This window comes from Micromonospora matsumotoense, from assembly GCF_050951065.1.
GTDB classification, from domain to species: domain Bacteria; phylum Actinomycetota; class Actinomycetes; order Mycobacteriales; family Micromonosporaceae; genus Micromonospora; species Micromonospora matsumotoensis.
Genome location: NZ_CP192025.1, coordinates 6,197,722 through 6,217,076 on the forward strand (window position 1 = coordinate 6,197,722; position 19,355 = coordinate 6,217,076).

The 19,355-nt window shown below is 72.3% G+C and carries 15 protein-coding genes; 5 read left to right on the forward strand and 10 right to left on the reverse strand.

The genetic code is table 11. The features are described 5' to 3' along the window. Positions 1 to 87 precede the first annotated feature (87 nt). From ACQP1S_RS26335 to ACQP1S_RS26370, 8 genes are all read right to left on the reverse strand, one after another. Entirely contained in the window at positions 88 to 1,197 is a 1,110-nt protein-coding gene (locus ACQP1S_RS26335) for a glycosyltransferase family 4 protein (protein ID WP_432908343.1), read from the reverse strand. Between the two features lie 192 nt (positions 1,198 to 1,389). Next, positions 1,390 to 3,126 carry a trypsin-like peptidase domain-containing protein gene (locus ACQP1S_RS26340; protein ID WP_432900272.1) on the reverse strand — a complete coding sequence of 579 codons (1,737 nt, stop codon included), beginning with the start codon at positions 3,124 to 3,126 and terminating at the stop codon, positions 1,390 to 1,392. An 84-nt stretch (positions 3,127 to 3,210) separates the two neighbouring features. Continuing rightward, a complete protein-coding gene (locus tag ACQP1S_RS26345) occupies positions 3,211 to 4,770 on the reverse strand; it encodes a sensor histidine kinase (RefSeq protein ID WP_432900273.1) in 1,560 nt (519 codons plus the stop codon). Then, positions 4,767 to 5,468 (reverse strand): response regulator transcription factor, encoded by a 702-nt coding sequence (locus tag ACQP1S_RS26350; RefSeq protein ID WP_091068807.1) that lies wholly within the window; start codon positions 5,466 to 5,468, stop codon positions 4,767 to 4,769. Before ACQP1S_RS26350 ends, ACQP1S_RS26345 begins: the two co-directional genes overlap by 4 nt. A 77-nt stretch (positions 5,469 to 5,545) precedes the next feature. After that, on the reverse strand, positions 5,546 to 6,163 hold the full coding sequence (locus ACQP1S_RS26355) for a PadR family transcriptional regulator (RefSeq protein ID WP_091241140.1): 618 nt from the start codon (positions 6,161 to 6,163) through the stop codon (positions 5,546 to 5,548). Further along, positions 6,160 to 6,993: a DUF4097 family beta strand repeat-containing protein gene (locus ACQP1S_RS26360; protein WP_432900276.1), complete on the reverse strand. Its 834-nt coding sequence runs from the start codon at positions 6,991 to 6,993 to the stop codon at positions 6,160 to 6,162. Before ACQP1S_RS26360 ends, ACQP1S_RS26355 begins: the two co-directional genes overlap by 4 nt. Positions 6,994 to 7,662: 669 nt before the next feature. Beyond that, positions 7,663 to 8,589 carry a lysophospholipid acyltransferase family protein gene (locus ACQP1S_RS26365; RefSeq protein ID WP_432900278.1) on the reverse strand — a complete coding sequence of 309 codons (927 nt, stop codon included), beginning with the start codon at positions 8,587 to 8,589 and terminating at the stop codon, positions 7,663 to 7,665. Next, a complete protein-coding gene (locus ACQP1S_RS26370) occupies positions 8,586 to 9,365 on the reverse strand; it encodes a GNAT family N-acetyltransferase (RefSeq protein ID WP_432900280.1) in 780 nt (259 codons plus the stop codon). Before ACQP1S_RS26370 ends, ACQP1S_RS26365 begins: the two co-directional genes overlap by 4 nt. Before the next feature lie 245 nt (positions 9,366 to 9,610). On the opposite strand from ACQP1S_RS26370, the gene ACQP1S_RS26375 reads away from it, so the two are divergent. The 5 genes from ACQP1S_RS26375 to ACQP1S_RS26395 all read left to right on the forward strand — a co-directional run bounded on the left by ACQP1S_RS26375 (position 9,611) and on the right by ACQP1S_RS26395 (position 16,493). Then, positions 9,611 to 10,276 carry a hypothetical protein gene (locus ACQP1S_RS26375; RefSeq protein ID WP_432900282.1) on the forward strand — a complete coding sequence of 222 codons (666 nt, stop codon included), beginning with the start codon at positions 9,611 to 9,613 and terminating at the stop codon, positions 10,274 to 10,276. 151 nt (positions 10,277 to 10,427) lie between these two features. Continuing rightward, positions 10,428 to 11,360 carry an ABC transporter ATP-binding protein gene (locus ACQP1S_RS26380; RefSeq protein ID WP_091241159.1) on the forward strand — a complete coding sequence of 311 codons (933 nt, stop codon included), beginning with the start codon at positions 10,428 to 10,430 and terminating at the stop codon, positions 11,358 to 11,360. After that, a complete protein-coding gene (locus tag ACQP1S_RS26385; protein WP_091241163.1) occupies positions 11,357 to 12,181 on the forward strand; it encodes an ABC transporter permease in 825 nt (274 codons plus the stop codon). Before ACQP1S_RS26380 ends, ACQP1S_RS26385 begins: the two co-directional genes overlap by 4 nt. 288 nt (positions 12,182 to 12,469) lie before the next feature. Further along, complete coding sequence (locus tag ACQP1S_RS26390; protein WP_432900285.1) at positions 12,470 to 16,237, forward strand: multifunctional oxoglutarate decarboxylase/oxoglutarate dehydrogenase thiamine pyrophosphate-binding subunit/dihydrolipoyllysine-residue succinyltransferase subunit; 3,768 nt, start codon at positions 12,470 to 12,472, stop codon at positions 16,235 to 16,237. 76 nt (positions 16,238 to 16,313) lie between these two features. Further along, positions 16,314 to 16,493: a DUF6104 family protein gene (locus tag ACQP1S_RS26395; protein WP_091241170.1), complete on the forward strand. Its 180-nt coding sequence runs from the start codon at positions 16,314 to 16,316 to the stop codon at positions 16,491 to 16,493. A gap of 12 nt (positions 16,494 to 16,505) precedes the next feature. Here ACQP1S_RS26395 and ACQP1S_RS26400 read toward each other — a convergent pair whose 3' ends face one another. Both ACQP1S_RS26400 and ACQP1S_RS26405 read right to left on the reverse strand, forming a co-directional pair. Beyond that, positions 16,506 to 18,695, reverse strand: coding sequence for a bifunctional polysaccharide deacetylase/glycosyltransferase family 2 protein (locus ACQP1S_RS26400; protein WP_432900287.1), 2,190 nt, complete (start codon positions 18,693 to 18,695; stop codon positions 16,506 to 16,508). Then, a complete protein-coding gene (locus ACQP1S_RS26405) occupies positions 18,688 to 19,275 on the reverse strand; it encodes a hypothetical protein (RefSeq protein WP_432900289.1) in 588 nt (195 codons plus the stop codon). The genes ACQP1S_RS26400 and ACQP1S_RS26405 overlap by 8 nt, the downstream gene beginning before the upstream one ends. Positions 19,276 to 19,355 lie beyond the last annotated feature (80 nt).

The window sequence follows — 19,355 nt, forward strand, 5'->3', positions numbered from 1 at the left end:
GACCCGCCGCCCGCTCCAGCGGCCACGCAGCGGAACGGGCCGCCGCCCGGTCCGGCGGGTGTGCAGTGGAACCGGCCGACGCACGGTTCAGCGGGTGTGCAGTGGAACCGGCCGACGCACGGGCGGGGCCACCCCGAGCGCGACGGCGCGATAGATCGCCTCGTAGCCGCGCGCCATCCGCTCGGTGGAGAAGTTGTCGGCCACGTGGGTGATGCAGGCCGCCGGGTCGAGCCGGACCACCTCGCGCAGCGCCGCGGGCAGCTCCTCGGCACGGTCGCGGACCAGCCCGGTCACCCCGTCGACCACCACCTCCGGCACCGCGCCCCGGCGCAGCGCCACCACCGGTGTGCCGGTCGCCATGGCCTCCACCATCACCATGCCGAACGGCTCCTCCCACTGGATCGGCATGATCAGACAGCGGGCGTCGACCAGCAACCGCAGGGTCGCCTCCCGGTCGGCATTCATGATCACGTTGACGTCGTCGCCCAGCATCGGCTGGACCACCTCGGCGAAGTAGTGGTGCTCGGCGGGCTCGTTGCACTTGCCGGCCAGGGTGAGCGGCAGGCCGGCCGCCCGGCAGGCCCGGATCGCCGTGTCGGGGCCCTTGTCCGGGCTGAACCGGGCCAGCCAGAGCACCGGGCCCCGCCCGGGTCCCCGCTTGGCCGGCACGTCCCGGCTGTTGAGGGCGTTGTGCACCGTACCCACCCAGGGCAGTCCGGGGTTGGCCCGCCGTTGGGCGTGGGAGATCGCCACCAGGCCCACCCCGTGGTCGGTGTCGCTGAGCACCGCGCCGTACTCGCCGACCGGGTTGCCGTGCACGGTGGCCACGGTGGGCACCGCACGCCGGCCGGCGACCAGCGGCCCGATCGTGGTGTGGTCGTGGATCACGTCGAAGTCGGCAGCGGAGATCAACTGGTTGGCCCGCGCCAGATGGGCCAGCTCCGGCAGCGACTCACCGAGCCGGTCGTACTGCACCTCGTCGATGGTGGAGACGAAGTCGGCGGCGGTGCCGTGCTGCCGGCCCGCGCCGAAGAGCGTCACCTCGTGGCCGTGCCCGGCCAGCGTGTCCACCAGCCCGTGCACCACCTGCTCCAGCCCGCCGTAGCCGGGCGGCGGCACCGACAGCCAGGGCGGAACGAGCATCGCGATCCGCAGTGGCGGCCCGGACGGTGGGCGTTCCGACGAGCGGTGGGTCACTGCCACGAATCCTCCCCCGTTGTCCCGATACGGAACCTCGTCCCGACCCGGGATCGGTGGCGGTTTCCCGCTGGCCGGACGGTCAAACGCACCCCGGTCGGGTGGGCCCGTCCGGGGTGCGTACGGCGGCGGGCGGCGGAGCCAACCCCCTTGGCCCCACCGCCCGCCGCCCGGAGGAGGTAGGTCTGGGAACTATGACGTCTCGGCGAGCGTCACGGTTGCCGTCGCCTCGACACCATTTCGCTTGTAGGTCACCTGGACCCGGTCACCGACCTTGCCGGCCTGCACCGCGCCGACCAGATCGTTGGAGTCGTTGATCACCTTGTCCCCGAACTTGGTGATCACGTCGCCCCGCTGGATGCCGGCCTTCTCGGCGGCGCTGCCTCCGGTGACGGCGGCCACCAGGGCCCCGCCGTCCTCGGCCGCGTTGACGCTGACACCGAGGGACGGGTGGCTGATCTTCTCGCGCCGCTGGAGCTTCTCGGCGACGTTCTTGGCCTTGTTGCTCGGGATGGCGAAGCCGACCCCGATGTTGCCGGTGCTGCCCTGCCCGGCGGTGGCGATGGCGGTGTTGATGCCGATCACCTCACCGCGGGTGTTGACCAGCGCGCCACCGGAGTTGCCCGGGTTGATCGGGGCGTCGGTCTGGAGCAGGCCGGAGATCGAACTGGCGCCACCCTGCGGGGCCTGCTGCGGGCTGTTGCCACTGCCGGCCTGGATGGTGCGGTCCCGGGCGCTGAGGATGCCGGCCGTCACCGAACCCTGCAGACCGAGCGGGCTGCCCAGGGCGAGCACCTGGTCGCCCACCTGCATGGCGTCGCTGTCGCCGAACTTCGCCGCCTTGAGGTTGTCGAGACCGCTGGTCTGGACCACCGCGAGATCGGTCTTCGGGTCGGTTCCGATGATCTTGGCGGGGGCGGACTTGCCGTTGGCGAAGACCACCCGGACGGTGTCGCCGGAGGCGGACGCGACCACGTGGTTGTTGGTCAGCACGAAGCCGTCGGCGCTGAGGATCACGCCCGACCCCTCGCCGTTGTCGGTCATGATCGAGACCACGCTGTCCTGCACCGACGCCGCGATCTTCGGTAGGTCGGCGCTGTTGATCACCGGCGCGGACGAGTAGTTGCGGGTGATGCCGCCCCGGTCGCCGTCGACCGCCAGGGCGAGCGCCCCGCCGGCCACGCCGGAGCCGAGCATCAGGGCGAAGACCGCCACCCCCGCGCCGACGAACTTGGCCACCTTGCCGGCCTGCGGCGCCGGGCCGGACGCCCACGGCGGGACCGGCTGGCCGGGCTGCTGCGGCCCGCCCGGACCACCGGGGCCGGCCGACCCCGGGTAGCTGGCGGACGACTGCCCCGGATAACCGCCGGACGGCTGTCCCGCGAGGGCCGTGCCGTGCTGGCCGGGGTAACCGGCGCCACCGGGCTGACCACCGACGGCGGAGCCGGGCTGACCGGGGTAGCCCGCAGGCTGGGCACCCGCGCCGGGCTGGCCCGGGGTGCCGGGGCGGTGCTGGCCGGGGTGACCGCCGGCCCAACCGGACTGCTGCTGGCCGGGCTGCTGGTAACCGGCCGACGGGTACTGGCCCGCCTGCGGGTGACCCGGATAGCCGGTGGACGCCGGATACCCGGGCCGGTAGCCCTGGTCTCCGGAGGCCGCGCCGGGCTGGTACGGCGACTGCGGGTACGGGCTGGCAGAGGGCGGGGCGTACGACGAGGACGGCGGTGCGTACGACGACGACGGCGACGCGTACGACGATCCGGGGTGGGACGCGCCGGCCGGCGCCCCCGCGGTGCCGGCGGGGTCGCCCGGAGAGGCGGTGGTGTCGGACTCGCCGCGCTCGACGCGGGACGGCTCGGCGGAGGGGTGCGACGGCTCGGCGTCGGTGGCAGCCGGCCGACGCTGCGGGTCGGTCTCGAACTCGGTCATGCCCCTAGTTTTCCCCGTGCCACTGTCACCAGCCTGGAACCCCCCTGGAAGTTTTCTGAAAGTCACTCCGGGGCCGGTGGTGGATCACTCGCCGTCGCCGTCACCGTCGGACTCGGGCAGCAGCGGCAGCCGGACCCGGAAGGTCGCCCCACCGCCGGGCGTCTCGTCCACCTCCACCGTGCCCTGGTGCGCGGTGACCAGCGCGGCGACGATGGCCAGTCCCAGCCCGGTGCTGGTGATCCCGCTGGCCCGGCGGGTCCGGGCCGCATCGGCCCGGTAGAAGCGCTCGAAGACCCGCTCGGCCTGCTCCGGCGCGAGTCCCGGCCCGCTGTCGGCGACCTCCACCACGGCCAGGTTCCCGGCCTCGGAGCGCAGCCGCAGGGTCACCGACGCCTCTGCCGGGGTGTGGGTCAACGCGTTGGTCATCAGGTTGCCGATCACCTGCCGCAGCCGGGCATCGTCGGCGTGCACCACCAGCGGGCCGGAGCCCGGCGCGATCTCCAGTTCGATGCGCCGTTCCGGAGCGACCACCCGGGCCGCCTCGACCGCCTCGGAGGCGAGCACCGGCAGCTCCACGGGGGCCAGCGACAGCGGGCGCTCCCGGTCCAGCCGGGCGAGCAGCAGCAGGTCCTCCACCAGCAGGCCCATCCGGGCCGCCTCGTCCTCGATGCGACGCAGCAGGTCGGCGGTCTGCTCCGGGGCACGGGCGGCACCCTGCCGGTACAGCTCGGCGAAGCCCCGGATGGTGGTCAACGGGGTGCGTAGCTCGTGGGAGGCGTCCGCGACGAACTGCCGCATCCGCTCCTCCGACCGTCGGGCGCGGGCCTCGGACTCCAAGGCGGCGTGCGCCGCGTCCCGGGCGCCGGCCTCCGCCGTACGGGCGGCCATCTCCGACGCCGCGCGAGCGGTGAAGGCGGTCTCGATCTGGGCCAGCATCGCGTTCAACGCCCGGGAGAGCCGGCCCAGCTCGGAGGTGGCGCACTCCTGCCCGTCCTCCGGGTCGGGCACCCGGCGGGTCAGGTCGCCGCCAGCGATCGCGGCGGCGGTGCGTTCGATCTCCATCAGTGGTTTCAGGCTGGTCCGCACGATGGCCGCGCCGACCGAGGCGAGCAGGATCAGCACCGCCCCGCCGACCAGCATGTCTATCCAGATCAACCGCTTGACGGCCAGGTCGACGTCGGTGAGGTGCTGCCCGACGGCGAGCACCCGACCGTCGGACAGTTCCCGATAGAGCATCCGCCACCGTTCCCGGCCGTCCTGGGAGCGGACCGTGAACGGCTCGCCCTCCTCGGCCCGGAAACCGGGCAGGTCCGCCGGGACCGGGGGAAGGTCGTCCGGTTCGAGCGCCCGGTCGTATCCGATGAAACGGGTGGAGTCCTCCCCGGCGAGCGCGACGACGTAGTCGGTGGGCAGGGCGGCCTTGGCCCGTCCGCTCTCCAGGTCCGGCAGCACCCGGCCGACCTGGACGCTGGCCGACTGCAACTCGCCGTCGACCTGCCCGATCAGATACTCACGCAGGAAATAGGTGGTCAGCGAACTGATCACCACGAGGGCGACGGCGACCAGGGTGAGGACCGCCGCAACCAGCTTGACCCGCAGCGGGATGCTTCGGATCCGCCCTTTCGCCTCGTCGAGCGGGCTCACGCCGCCGGCTTGCGCAGGACGTAGCCCACGCCGCGCAGGGTGTGGATCAGACGGGGCTGGGTGTTGTCCACCTTGCGGCGCAGGTAGGAGATGTAGGACTCGACGATGTTGTCGTCGCCCCGGAAGTCGTAGTTCCAGACGTGGTCGAGGATCTGCGCCTTGGACAGCACCCGGTTGGCGTTGAGCATCAGGTAACGCAGCAGCTTGAACTCGGTCGGCGAGAGCTGCACCCGCTGGCCGGCGCGGTGCACCTCATGGGTCTCCTCGTCCAGCTCCAGGTCGGCGAAGGTGAGCCGGGACGGGGCCTGCTCGCCGGTCGCGGTGCGTCGCAGCACCGCCCGGATGCGGGCGGTCAACTCCTCCAGGCTGAACGGCTTGGTGACGTAGTCGTCGCCGCCCAGGGTGAGCCCACGGATCTTGTCGTCGGTGGCGTCCCGGGCGGTCAGGAACACCACCGGGGTACGCGTGCCGCCCTCGCGGAGCATCCGGATGACCTCGAAGCCGTCCAGATCGGGCAGCATCACGTCGAGCACGACCAGATCGGGGCGGTGGTCCTTGGCCGCGTGCAGGGCCGCGCTGCCGCTGGTGGCGGTCGCCACGTCGAACCCCGCGAAGCGGAGGCTGGCGGAGAGCAGTTCGAGGATGTTGGGATCGTCCTCGACGACGAGCAGTCGCGCCTCAGTCTGGGTAGCGGCCATGCTGGCCATCATCCGTGATGTCGCTGCGCCAGCGCTGGATGGTTCCTGCAAAATCCCTGTGAAGCCGGGTCCGGCTGTCAGCGCAGCAGCCGGCGCAGCCCGTCCAGCGCACCGTCGAGGACCCGGATCGCGGTACGCAGCTGAACGTCGCTGAGCCGCCCGGCCCGGACCAACGCGCCGACCTCGACGGTGAACTCGGCCAGCCGCTGGTCGAACTCGGCCAGCAGGGGGGACCCGCCCGGAGCGGGGGCCGCCGGGCGGGGCGTCGGGGCGGGTGCCGGCCGGTCCCAGCGGGTCTGCCGGGTCTGCCGGGTGGCCTCGCGCAGTTCGCGCTTGAGGTCGCGCACCGAGCCGCGTACCTCGGTCTGGATCTCGCCGGCCAGCGCGGACAGATCCTCCACCGAGGCGGTGATGTCGGATTCCAGGGTGGTCACCTCGTCGGCGCGCTGGCGCAGCTCGGCCCGGCCGGCCTCGGTGATCTCGTAGACCTTGCGGCCACCGGCGGCGGTGTGGGTGACCAGGCCGTCGGCCTCCAGCCGTTGCAGCCGGGGATAGATGGTGCCGGCGCTGGGCGCGTACAGGCCGAGGAAACGCTCCTCCAGCAGTCGGATCAGCTCGTAGCCGTGCTTGGGCCCGTCGTCGAGCAGCCGGAGCAGATAGAGCCGCAGCCGCCCGTGACTGAACACGGCGGTCACGGCTGCTCCTCCTGGTCGGCGTCCACCGGCCGGGCGAGCAGCGCGATGCTGCCGGAGGTCGCGGACGCCCAGAGCTTACCCTCGCCCGCGCCGAGCACCCCGTGACTGTCCTTCACCGGCCCGAATCCGACGCCGCCGCTGCCGACCTGGGGGAATCCGCTGGTGATCCGGCCGGAGGTGGTGTGCAGGTGGACGGAGAGGTCGCTGTCCTCGCGGACCCGGACGGTGATCGGCCCGGAGATGGTGGTGAGTCGGATCTCGCTGCGCCGGGGGTTGTCCAGGTCGCAGGTGATCGCCCCGGAGACGGTGTTGGCGTGCACCCGGCCGGCCGCGCTGTCGGCGAGGGTCACCTCGCCGGAGACCGTGTCCAGGGTGAGTTCACCGGCGACCCCGAGCGCCTCGACCGGACCGGAGACGATCCGCGCGTTGGTGCGCCCGGCCAGGCCCATCAGGGTGACCTGCCCGGAGGTGACGTTCACGGTGGTGTCGTTGACCAGCCCGGAGGCGACCAGCGACCCGCTGACCAGGTGCAGGTTGGCCAGGACGTCGGCCGGGACGGCAATGGACACCTCGGCGCGGAACCGGCGACCGAGCTGCCCGAGCCACCACAGGACCCCGGGCCAGCGCGGTTGGCGCTCGTGCCCGACCCGGAGCACGCCGTCGTGGTGTTCGACGATGACCGGCCGGCTGCTGATCCGGGTGACGTCGACCCGGACCGGTCCGTCGGTGCCGACCACGTTGAGCCGTCCGGTGATCAGCCGGACGTCGAGCCGGGTGACCGGCTCCTCGATGGTGAGTTGCTGTGGCCTGTCGACCGTCCAGGTGGTCATGACGTCTCCCTCCGGTGGGTCACGGCCGGCAGCCGTGCCACTTCACGGAGGAAGCGTAACGCGATACATCGCGATAGAACAAGACTGTCGCGTGTCGCGGAACCGTCCCGCGCGCCGGCGTCGTGATCCACTCGCCCGACGCCACGCCCCACCTTGATCCACTCACTTGGGCCGATCTTGCGGTAGCCGGTCACCCGGGATAGCGCAACATCGGCCCCACTGAGTGGATCAGGCTGGCGACCACGCCGGCCGGGGGTTCGGTCATCCCGGTCGGCGGGTGGTCCGGGTGGAGTTCGCCAGGCGGTCCTGACCGACCAACGCTCAGCGGACCCCTCGGCGCGATGCCGAGCGGTCCTCTGGTGTATCTGCCGGGCGACCTGACCCACAGTCAGCCGAGGCGTCCCCCACTCCGGCGGACGAGTATTCCTGTCCGTCATATTCATGCCGCAGCGTCATACCACCCACCCCAGAACGGGCCGCCCTGCCCACGCCCGACAACGGGCGGACCTGCCGTCCCGCCCACGGGCACACCACCACCACCAGATCGCCGCCTCGATGACGTGATCCACTCACCTGGGTCGATGTTGCGGTAACCCGGCCGCCAGGACACCGCAACAACGGCCCACCCGAGTCGATCCTGCCGTCGAAGCGGCCCTCGGGTGAGACGGGTCAGGCGGCCAGGCCGAGGCCCGTCCCGACGGCCGGCGCGGACGCGGACCCGGGCGGGGCCACCACGGGCACGGCGGCCAGGGTGGGACGGCCGGCGACCGGGCGGGGCGGGAGCAGGTGCACGGCCGACTCGGCGGCCCGGGCCAGCAGCCGGCGGTCCGCGCCGGGCGCCGGGTGCAGGGCGGCGGTCACCACGACGTCCACCACCAGGTCCCGGGCGGCCAGCACCCGGCACACCGAGCGCCACAGGGTCTCGTCGCCGAGGAAGGCAGCGGTGGTGGTCGTCGCCCCGGTGGCAGCAGAGCGGTAGCTGATCCGGAGCGGCACCACCGGCGCCCCGGCGTCGATCGCCGCCTGGAAGGCCGCCGGCCGGAATCCCCGGCGCGGCCGGCAACCGGCCGAGGGGGCGACGCCGCACCAGGTCGTACCCTCGGGGAAGACCGCGACCGGGTGACCGGCCCGCAGGGTGGTCGCGAGCCGGCCCACCGTGCGGGGCAGGTCCCGGGGTCGCGACCGGTCCACGAACAGCGCACCCCCGGCGCGGGCCAGCAGCCCGAGCACCGGCCAGTTCCGCACCTCCCGCTTGGCCAGCAGTCGGGCCGGCGCGACCGCCAGCACCGCGAGGACGTCCAGCCAGGAGACGTGGTTGGCGACCAGCAACGCCCGCCGTCGGGGCGGCCGCCCGCGGACCGCCAGCCGCACCCCGAGCGCCCCGGCGGTCCCCCGGGCCCAGCCCCGGACCACCGCCGCCCGCTCCGCCGCCGGCAACACCGGCAGCAGTACGACCAGACCGGCCCCGACCAGCATCATGCCGAGCAGGCCCAGCAGCCGGGCCGCCCGCCGGCCGAGGGACACCTCCGCCCGCCGCGCTCCCGGCAGGCAGTCCGGGCCACAGCCGGCGGTCGGCCGCCACAACTCGGCGCTCACTGTGCCACCCCGCCCAGGAAGTGCCGCAGGTAGCGCGGGTTCATCCGGTCCAGCGAGAAGAGGACGTAGAAGTCGGCGCAGCGGAACTCCGGATCGTAGGCCGGCTCACCGGCGATCCACGCGCCGAGCCGCAGGTAGCCGCGCAGCAGTGGCGGGACCACCGCCCGCCCGGCCGGGCCACCGGTGGCGACCTCCGGCGTCACCGCACCCGGCTCGGCGAACCAGGGCCGCAACGGGCGGACCCGCAGCCGCGGGGGCGCCAGGTGACCGGCCCGGCTCAGCGCCCACGCCTCGGCGGCGGCCCGACCGCCGTCGTCGACCGGTACGGAGGCGCAGCCGCCCAGCCAGTTGGAGCCGCGCAGGTGCAGGTAGCGGGTCAGCCCCGCCCACATCAGATTGATCACCGCGCCGGAGCGGTGGTCCGGGTGGACGCAGGAGCGGCCGGTCTCGACCAGCAGGTCACGCAGGGGGTCCAGCGCGGTCAGGTCGAACTCGCCGGCGGCGTACCGGCGGTCGGTGCGGCCCGGTGGCAGCAGCCGGTAGGTGCCGACCACCTCGCCGGTCCGCTCCTCGCGGACGATCAGGTGGTCGCAGTGGACGTCGAGGTCGTCGGCGTCCAGTCCGGCGACGCCGGGACGCAGGGTCGCGCCGAGTTCGGTGGCGAACACCTCGTGGCGCAGGCGTTGCGCTGCCGCGACCTGGGTCGGGTCGTCGGCGATCAGCAGGGTGTATCCACTGGTCGTCAGGGATGCGCCAGCGGCATGCAGAACAGCCATGGGACCTGTGTAGGGGGCCCGGGTTGCCGGCCCCCCGGAGACGGGTGTCGATCCGGTGAACGCCGGTCGGCGGGCGGTCCCCCACCGTGACCTGCGGGACGGACGCGACCGCCGGGCCGGCAGGGGCCACCGGGCCGCGGGGTACGGGTGGGCCGCCACCGCGTTTCGTGGGGCGGGCGGGGCGTGCGAGGCTGCCTGCGGGCACCCGGCCACCCGGGCCGGACGGACGAAGCGGCGGAGCGGCGATGATCATCGAATCCCGGTACAACGGCCCGCCCGGCTCGGGCAACGGCGGCTGGAGCGCCGGGGTCTTCGCCGGGGCGTACGGCGTGGACCGGCCGGTCGAGGTGACGCTGCGCCGCCCGCCGCCGCTGGACACCCCGCTCACCCTCACCGCCGGCGACGTGTACGACCCCGACGGGCACCTGGTCGCCGAGGTACGCCCGGCCGGCGACCTGCCCGCCCCGGTCCCCCCGGTCGACCCGGCGACCGCGCGTGCCGCCTCGGCCGGCTACCCGGGTCTGGTGGACCACCCCTTTCCCGGCTGTTACGTCTGCGGCCCGGACCACCCGGACGGGCTGCGGATCTTTCCCGGCCGGCTGCCCGACGGCCGGACCGCCGCGTCGTGGCGGGCACCGCAGCGGGTGACCGCGCCGACCGCCTGGGCGGCGCTGGACTGCCCCGGGGGTTGGGCGGTGATCGCTCCCGGCCGGCCGTACGTGCTGGGCCGGATCGCCGTGGCGCTCGACGCGCTGCCCGAGCCGGGTGAGGAGTGCGTGGTCACCGGTAGGGTGATCACCGCGGAGGGGCGTCTGGCGGTGGTGCACACCAGTTTCTACGGCAGCGCCGGTGGACTGCTCGGCCGGGCCCGCGCCACCTGGGTGGCGTTGCCGCCCGAGTCTCGTCCCTGAGGACGACCGCCTCCTGCCTGAGACGGAGTACGACTTACCGACCCGGGCTGATGGCATATCTTGACCAGGCTTGCCAGGCTGGTCAGCGGCGCATTCCGCAACGGCGCCGCAGAATGCGGCGCGCGACGCGCCGCCGCACGGGAGGAGAACGATGTCCGACGGGCAGTGGAGCCCCAGCACCGGCCAGATCGTCGTGTCCGGACTGACCAAGCAGTACAAGAACGTACGGGCGGTCGACAACCTGTCCTTCACGGTCGAGGCGGGTCGGGTGACCGGCTTCCTCGGCCCGAACGGCGCGGGTAAGACGACCACCCTGCGGATGCTGCTGAACCTGGTCACCCCGACCGGTGGCACGGCGACCATCGGCGGCCAGCGGTACGCCGACCTGACCGACCCGCTGCGGCACGTGGGCGCGGTGCTGGAGGCTTCCAGCGCGCACAAGGGCCGCACCGGCATCAACCACCTGCGGGTGATCTGTGCGGCGGCCGGCCTGCCGAAGAGCCGCGCCGACGAGGCGTTGGCCCTGGTCGGGCTCACCCCGGCGGCGAAGCGCAAGTTCAAGGGTTACTCGCTGGGCATGAAGCAGCGGCTCGGTATCGCCGCCGCGATGCTGGGTGACCCCCGGGTGCTGATCCTCGACGAGCCGGCTAACGGTCTCGACCCGGAGGGCATCCGCTGGATGCGTGGCTTCCTCAAGGGCCTGGCCCACGAGGGGCGCACCGTGCTGGTCTCCAGCCACCTGCTGTCCGAGATGCAGCTGCTCGCCGACGACGTGGTGATCATCGCAGCCGGCAAGTTGATCCGGCAGGGTCCGGTCGAGCAGGTGCTCGGCTCGATGTCGCAGGGCGGCCGGGTGCGGGTGCGCACCCCGCAGGCCGAGGAGTTGACCGTGGCGCTGCGCGAGCAGTCCGCGACGGTGGAGACCGACGAGCACGGCGTGCTGCTGGTCAGCGGGGTGGACGCGCCGGCGATCGGCCGGGTCGCGCTGGCGGCAAAGGTCGAGCTGCACGAACTGACCCCGGAACGACCCGACCTGGAACGGGTCTTCCTGGAGCTGACGGCCGGGAAGGCGGGCATCCGATGAACCTGGTCCGATCCGAGCTGTTGAAGATCCGTACCACCAGCACCTGGTGGATCTTCGGGCTGATCACCCTGCCGTTGTGGGCGCTCACCGCCCTGATCAACTGGTTGCAGACCGACGCGCTGGCCAACAACAACTTCGGCGACGTGCCGGCCGACCAGGCCGACCAGATCCAGGCCGTGCAGTCGGTGGACAGCCTGGCCGCCAACGTCTACACCAACGGGCAGTTCTTCGGGCTGATGATCGTGATGCTGCTCGGCATCATCGTGGTGACCAGCGAGTTCTTCCACCAGACGGTCACCACCACCTTCCTCACCGTGCCGCACCGGACGGCGGTGATGCTGGCCAAGCTGGCCGCCGCGGCCATTCTGGCCGTGCTGTTCTGGCTGGTCACCACCGTGTTCAACCTGATCCTCGGGGCACTGGTGATGAGCAGCGTCGACCTGGGCTCCCAGCTCGGCAGCGGCGCGGTCTGGCGGGCCACCGCGCTCAACGGCCTGGCGTACCTGCTCTGGTCGGTGCTCGGGGTCGGGATCGGGGTGCTGATCCGCAGCCAGATCGGCGCCACGGTCACCGGCATCCTGCTCTACCTGGGCGGCGCGGTCGGCGCGGCCATCGCGATCAGCATCCTGGCCGCCCGGTGGGGCGACTGGATCAACGACCTGCAGGTGCTGGTGCCGTCGCTGGCGTCGTCGCTGATGGTCAGCGGGGCCGAGATCCCGGGCAACCCGCCCCGCTGGGCGGGCGCGGTGGTCCTGATCGGGTACGCGGTGGTCGCCGGCGCGATCGGCACGCTCACCATGCGGCGGCGGGACATCTCCTGACCGACCGCTCTCCGGCGGGCCCGGCCCGGCGTGACGACTGTCGCGCCGGGCCGTTCCGGCTCTCGGAGGGGTGCCGTCGCCCCGACCGCTCCGCTCCGGAGCCGACGGAACACGAAGAGCTGATTGACTAACTGCATGGTTTGTGAAACAGGCCACCCATCCGAGGTGGAAATGCCTATCGTATTCTCACGGCGTAGCCTGGAAGCCGTCTCCCGTCCCTCCACACTTCCGAACGACGGCGGACACCGCGTGACACACAAACCCGCGTGAAAGAGGCGATTACCGGCCGTGTCGACCCAGCAGACTTCGCAGGAGAACCCACTGGCGGGTTTCGGCCCGAACGAGTGGATCGTCGAGGAGATGTACCAGCGCTACCTCGCCGACCCATCAAGCGTCGACTCGGCCTGGCACGACTTCTTCACCGACTATCGACCCGCCCCGGGTGCCGCGACCCCGCGCCCGGCCGACGGCAAGGCCGCGACACCGGAACCGGCCGCGCCCCGGGAGCCGGCCACCGCCGCGAAGGCCGCCCCGGCCGCGAAGACGCCGACGCCCGCGAAGGCCCCGACGGCCGACGCCAAGCCGACCGCCACCGCGAAGCCGGCCACCGCTGCGAAGCCCGCCACCAAGTCGACCGCCAAGCCGGCGGCGACCGACAAGGCCGCCCCGGCCAAGCCGGCGGCGAAGGCGCCGACGGCCAGCGGCGCGGGCACCACGCCGCTGCGCGGGGTGGCCGCCCGGATCGTGCAGAACATGGACGCCTCGCTGTCCGTGCCGACCGCCACCAGCGTGCGCGCGGTGCCGGCCAAGCTGCTGGTGGACAACCGCATCGTGATCAACAACCACCTCGCCCGGGGGCGTGGTGGCAAGGTCAGCTTCACCCACCTGATCGGGTACGCGCTGGTCCGCGCCGTGGTCGAGCACCCGGAGCTGAACAACTCCTTCGCCGAGGTCGACGGCAAGCCGGCGATGGTCCGCCCGGAGCACGTCAACCTGGGCATCGCCATCGACCTGACCAAGCCCGACGGCTCCCGCAACCTGGTGGTGCCGTCCATCAAGGGCTGCGAGCAGATGGACTTCCGGCAGTTCTGGCAGGCGTACGAGGACGTGGTCCGGCGGGCCCGCCGCAACGAGCTGACCATGGAGGACCACGGCGGTACGACCATTTCGCTGACCAACCCGGGCGGCATCGGCACGGTCCACTCGATCCCCCGGCTGATGCAGGGGCAGAGCGCGATCATCGGGGTCGGCGCGATGGAGTACCCGGCGCCGTACCAGGGGATGAGCGAGGCGACCCTGGCCGAGCTGGCGGTCAGTAAGATCATCACGCTGACCAGCACGTACGACCACCGGATCATCCAGGGCGCGCAGTCCGGCGAGTTCCTCAAGGTGATGCACGAGCTGCTGCTCGGCGAGCACGGCTTCTACGACGAGGTCTTCACCTCGCTGCGCATCCCGTACGAGCCGGTGCGCTGGATGCGGGACGTGGCCGTCGACTCCGAAGGCCAGATCAACAAGACCGCGCGGGTGCACGAGCTGATCCACGCCTACCGGGTGCGGGGCCACCTGATGGCCGACACCGACCCGCTGGAATTCACCATCCGCAAGCACCCCGACCTGGACGTCCTCCAGCACGGGCTGACCCTGTGGGACCTGGACCGGACCTTCCCGGTCAACGGCTTCGCCGGCAAGCAGCGGATGAAGCTGCGCGAGATCCTCGGGGTGCTGCGCGACTCGTACTGCCGTCGGCTCGGCATCGAGTACATGCACATCCAGGACCCGGAGGAGCGGCGCTGGATCCAGGAGCGGATCGAGCGGCGCTACGAGAAGCCGGCCGCCGACGAGCAGAAGCACGTGCTCAACCGGCTCAACGCCGCCGAGGCGTTCGAGACCTTCCTGCAGACCAAGTACGTCGGCCAGAAGCGGTTCTCGCTGGAGGGCGGCGAGTCGCTGATCCCCCTGCTCGGCGAGGTGCTGGAGGCGTCCGCCGAGGACGGGCTGGACGAGGTCGTGATCGGCATGGCCCACCGGGGCCGGCTCAACGTGCTCGCCAACATCGTCGGCAAGCCGTACGAGAAGATCTTCTCGGAGTTCGAGGGTCACCTGGACCCGCGCTCCACCCAGGGCTCCGGCGACGTGAAGTACCACCTGGGGCAGAACGGCAAGTTCACCACCCCGGGCGGCGACCACTCGGTCAAGGTCTCCCTGGTGGCGAACCCGTCGCACCTGGAGGCGGTGGACCCGGTGCTGGAGGGCATCGTCCGGGCCAAGCAGGACCGGATCGACCTCAAGCTGGAGGGCTACACCGTGCTGCCGCTGGCGGTGCACGGTGACGCCGCCTTCGCCGGGCAGGGCGTGGTCGCCGAGACGCTCAACCTGTCCCAGCTGCGCGGTTACCGCACCGGCGGCACCGTGCACGTGGTGGTCAACAACCAGGTCGGTTTCACCACCGCCCCGGAGTACAGCCGGTCCAGCCTCTACAGCACCGACGTGGCCCGGATGATCCAGGCGCCGATCTTCCACGTCAACGGCGACGACCCGGAGACGGTGGTCCGGGTCGCCCGGCTGGCCTTCGAGTACCGGCAGGCGTTCAACAAGGACGTCGTGATCGACATGGTCTGCTACCGCCGGCGTGGACACAACGAGGGCGACGACCCGTCGATGTCCAACCCGCAGATGTACAAGATCATCGACTCGAAGCGCTCGGTCCGCAAGCTCTACACCGAGGAGCTGATCGGCCGGGGCGACATCACCGTCGAGGACGCCGAGGAGCTGCTGCGCGACTACCAGTCGCAGCTGGAGCGGGTCTTCAAGGCCACCCGCGACGCCGCCACCACCCCCCGCCAGGCCGGTCGGCCGCGCCGGGAGGACGAGCAGGAGCCGCAGGTGGCGACCGCCACCGATGCCGCCGTGGTCAAGGCCATCGGCGAGGCGCACGTCAACCTGCCGGAGGGCTTCACCCCGCACAAGCGCATCCAGCAGTTGCTCGACCGGCGGGCCCGGATGTCCGCCGAGGGCAACATCGACTGGGGGTACGGCGAGATCATCGCGTTCGGCTCGCTGCTGCACGACGGGGTCACCGTCCGGCTCGCCGGGCAGGACTCCCGTCGGGGCACCTTCGTCCAGCGGCACGCCTCGATCGTCGACGCGAAGACCGGCGACGACTACCTGCCGCTCAAGACGCTCACCGCCGACGGCGAGCGGTCCCGGTTCTTCGTGCACGACTCCCTGCTGAGCGAGTACGCCGCGATGGGCTTCGAGTACGGCTACTCGGTGGAGAACGTCAACGCGCTGGTCGCCTGGGAGGCGCAGTTCGGTGACTTCGTCAACGGCGCCCAGTCGGTGATCGACGAGTTCATCTCCTCCGGCGAGGTGAAGTGGGGCCAGCGCTCCGCGGTCACCCTGCTGCTGCCGCACGGCCACGAGGGGCAGGGCCCGGACCACACCTCCGGGCGTCCGGAGCGGTTCCTCCAGATGTGCGCCGAGGACAACATGCGGGTGGCCATCCCGACCACCCCGGCGAACTACTTCCACCTGCTGCGTCGGCAGGCGCTGTCGCCCAAGCGCAAGCCGCTGGTGGTGTTCACGCCCAAGTCGCTGCTGCGGCACAAGCTCTGCGTCAGCCCGGTGGAGGACTTCACCACCGGCACCTTCGCCCCGGTGCTGGCCGACACCGCCGCGCCCGCGCCGGAGCAGGTCAAGCGGGTGCTGCTCTGCTCGGGCAAGGTCTACTACGACCTGTTCTCCGCCCGCGCCGAGCGGGGCGTCACCGACACCGCGATCATCCGGATCGAGCAGCTCTACCCGCTGCCGGTCCAGGAGATCCGCGACGCGCTCGCGGCGTACCCGAACGCGGAGGACTTCGCCTGGGTGCAGGAGGAGCCGGCCAACCAGGGGGCGTGGAGCTTCGTCGCGCTCAACCTGCTGGAGCACCTGGCCGACGTCCGGCTGCGCCGCATCTCCCGCCCCGCCGCCGCCGCACCGGCGGTCGGCTCGGCCAAGATGCACGAGGTGGAGCAGACCGGACTGATCGACGCCGCTCTCCCCCGCCCCTGACCCGACCATCCCGACCCATCCGGCCCGCCCCTGTCAGGGGGCGGGCCGGGCCCGTCAGCAAGGAACGAGGAGCCCGGTGTACTTCACCGATCGTGGCATCGAGGAGCTGGTGCAGCGGCGGGGCGACGAGCAGGTGACCCTGGAGTGGCTCGGGGAGCGGCTGCGCGACTTCGTCGACCTCAATCCCGAGTTCGAGACGCCGATCGAACGCTTCGCCACCTGGCTGGCCCGCCTCGACGACCTCGACGAGGACTGACCCCGGTGGTGGTCAGCCGCCGTTGCGGACGGCGGGCTCCAGGCCGGTGCGGCGCAGCTTCTGCCAACCCAGCCGGCCGCCGGTCACCGCGGTGACCACCGCCTGGACCATCACCAGGTACATCAGCTGCCGGTAGACGAACTGTTGGAGGGGCAGCACCCACAGCACCCCCAGCTTCTCCCGGTCCAGCCGGAACGCCACCACGGCGGTGGCGGTCTGCACCCCGAGCATCACCAGCCAGGCCACCGCCGTGGCCTTGCGGTCGAGGAAGAACAGGCCGTACAGGGCCAACAGGTCGATCACCGGCGCGAGCAGCGGCAGCAGCACCCCGAAGAGGCTGAGGAAGAACAGGCACCGGCGGGTGAACCGACCCGACGCCCCCCGGTCCCACACCGAGCGACGGTGCTTCCACATCGCCTGCATGGTGCCGTAGCTCCACCGGTAGCGCTGCTTCCAGAGTTGGCCGATGGTCGCCGGTGCCTCCGTCCAGGCGCGGGCGGTCTCCTCGTAGACCACCTTCCAGCCGGCCCGGCCCAGGGCGATGGTGATGTCGGTGTCCTCGGCCAGGGTGTCGTCGGTCATCCCCCCGGCATAACGCAGCGCTTCCCGCCGGAACCCGCCGATCGCGCCCGGCACCGTGGACATGCAGCGCAGGGTCTCGTAGAGCCGCCGGTCCAGGTTGAACCCGATGACGTACTCGATGTGCTGCCACTTGGCGATCAGGCTGCGCCGGTTGCCGACCTTGACGTTGCCGGCCACCGCGCCCACCTGGGGATCGGCGAAGGGTTGCACCAGCCGGCGGACCGCGTCGGGCTCGAACACGGTGTCCCCGTCGACCATCACGATCAGGTCGTGCCGGGCCAGCGCCAGGCCGGTGTTCAGGGCGCTGGGCTTACCGCCGTTGGGCTTGCGGACGACCCGGACGTTGGGCAGGCCGAGCGCGTCGACGATGTCCGCGGTGCCGTCGGTGGAGCCGTCGTCGACGACCACCACCTCGATCCCGCCGGGGTGGTCGCCACCGGCCAGGGACCGGACCGCCGCGGCGATCCCCTCCTTCTCGTTGTACGCCGGGACGATCACCGACACCGGCGCGGTGACCGGTGGCCCCCAGCTCCACCCCTTGGCCCGTCGGCGGCGGGCGTGCCGCCCGGCCAGCACGAACAGCACCAGGGTACGACCCACCGTGAGCAGGCCGACGACCACGAAGAGCCCACCGAACACGGTCAGCACGGTGTCGGCCCCCTGCACCGCCCAGATCAGCATCCGACCGCGCCACCGGTCGGCGGCGGTGGCGGGTACGGCGGCGTCCACCCGGTGGTCCACCCCGGCGGCGGCGAAGGCGAGGTTCAATCCCTCGGTCGCGGTGACGAACCGGTACCCCCGCTCCTTCATCATCGGGATGAACCGGTCGAGGGCGGCGACGGTCTGCGACCGGTCACCGCCGGCGTCGTGCCAGAGGGTGACGGCACCGGCGTCGCCGTCCGGGGCGGCGTTCTCGATGATCCTGTCGGCCCCGGGCAGCGACCAGTCCTGACTGTCGGTGTCGTTGAGGAACGTCAGGTAGCCCAGGTCACCGGCGGTGGTGACCACCGGCCAGTCCCGGTTGTCGATCGCGCCCGGGTGGGAGGAGTACGGGAACCGGACCAGCGAGGTCCGCAGGCCGGTGGCGCCGGCCACGGCGAGCTGGGTCTGGGCGTACTCCAGGCGTTGCCGCCAGGTCGGCAGCTCGGCGAGATCGGGGTGGGTGAAGGTGTGCACACCGAGCTGGTGACCGCCGTCGGTCAGTTCCCGGGCCACCCCGGGGTGCCGGGCGACCTGCGATCCCAGCACGAAGAACGTGCCCTTGACCTGGTGGGTGCCCAGCACCCGCAGCACCTCCCGGGTCCAGACCGGGTCGGGGCCGTCGTCGAAGGTCAACGCGATGGTGCGCGGTGGCAGCCGGTAGGAGCGGACCGTCTCGCTGCTCGCGCTGATGATCGGCCCACCGGTCACCACCGAGGTGGGCACCTCACGCTGCCCGTCGGTGTTCTGTCGTCGGTCCGGGGCGAAGGACGCGTTGGCGTACGCCCCGACGAGCAGCACGCCGGCCAGCAGGGCAAGCACCGTGCTCAGCAGGATCCAGCTCGGCGGCGGCACCGCCCGGCGACGCCGGGCCGACCCGACGACGCGACGACGTCCCGCCCGGAGGGTCGGCTCAGCCATCGACCGCGCCGGGCACCGGGTCGGGCAGGGCCGGCGGCTCGTCGGTCGGCTCCGGCGGGTGGGGCGTCGTGGTCTCCGGGACGGGGCGGGTCGGCCGGGGTGACGTCGACGCGGTGGCCGGGCTGCGGCTCGGCGAACGGGTGGCGCTCGGAGACGGCGAGGGGGTGGCGGTGGAGGGCGTCGCGGACGGGGTGCCCGGGACGACGACGGGTCCGGTCGCCCCCGGCATGCGGGAGGCGACGGTCGGCGGCACGGCACCGGTGGCGACGGGAGCGCCGGTGGTCACCTCGGGCGACGGCGACGGCGACGAGGACGGCGACGGCGACCGCTCGGGCTGGGCGACCTCGTCGACGAAGGGCAGCACCGCGTGCGGCGCGATGCCGCCCGCGAAGCTGACGCCCACCAACCCGGCGTAGATCAGACCCACCAACCCGAGGGTGTACGCCAGCCAGCGCAGCCGGGAGTGTCGTCGGCCGCTGGGGTCGACGAAGACGGGGGTCAGTGGGGGCACGGCGGCGATCGACGCGGTGGGCCCGTCGGCGCGGCTGATCACCACGGTCGGCCCATCGAGCCCCGTCACACTCTCGGTACGATGTGGACCAGCAGCCGACCGACCGCCGATTGCGCCTGCAGGCTTCGACCTCTCGGATGGCGCATTCT